This window comes from Candidatus Hydrogenedentota bacterium, from assembly GCA_016791475.1.
Classification (GTDB): Bacteria; Hydrogenedentota; Hydrogenedentia; order Hydrogenedentales; family JAEUWI01; genus JAEUWI01.
In genome coordinates this window covers 1-515 of sequence record JAEUWI010000482.1, presented here as the reverse complement: position 1 = coordinate 515, position 515 = coordinate 1, and the positions used below count along the sequence as shown (strand labels likewise).

1 protein-coding gene is annotated in these 515 nt (G+C 75.7%); it reads left to right on the top strand.

Annotation, left to right across the window (positions count from 1 at the left end; all coding sequences use genetic code 11):
• A partial coding sequence (locus tag JNK74_30360) for a filamentous hemagglutinin N-terminal domain-containing protein (protein ID MBL7650472.1) occupies positions 1-515 on the top strand: 515 nt, incomplete at both ends.

The following is a 515-nucleotide window of genomic DNA, read 5'->3' as shown; positions in this document are numbered from 1 at the left end:
ACGCCGCCGACGCCGTCGTCCTCGACCGCGCGCTCCAGGGCCTCGCCGCGAATCCCGCGCCGCGCTGCGATGCCGCGGTCGACTGAGCCGCGCCGGAAGGCGCGCGGCGGTGGGCGCCGGCGGGTCGGGATCGTCGGCGCTGGAGTCGGCGTCGACGGTGGCGTCGTCCGAGGCCTCGGCGTCGGCACTGCGATCGTCGCCTTCGCCTTCGCCTTCGCCCTCGCCCTCGCGTCGAGCCCGTCGCCGGTCGCAGCCCAGGTCGTCTTCGACGACACGCTGACGACGCCGGGCGAGGCGCCCCTCGATCCCGGCGGCACGACCTGGCAGATCGAGGCCGATCGCGGCGTGACGCGCTCGGGGGGCGGCCAGACGAACCTCTTCTACAGCTTCGAGCGCTTCGACGTCCCGACCGCCCACGCGGCGGAGTTCCGGCCCGGCGCCGAGGTCGACGCGATCGTCTCGCGGGTGACGGGCGGCGATCTCTCGCGCATCGACGGCAACCTGCGCGTGAGCGC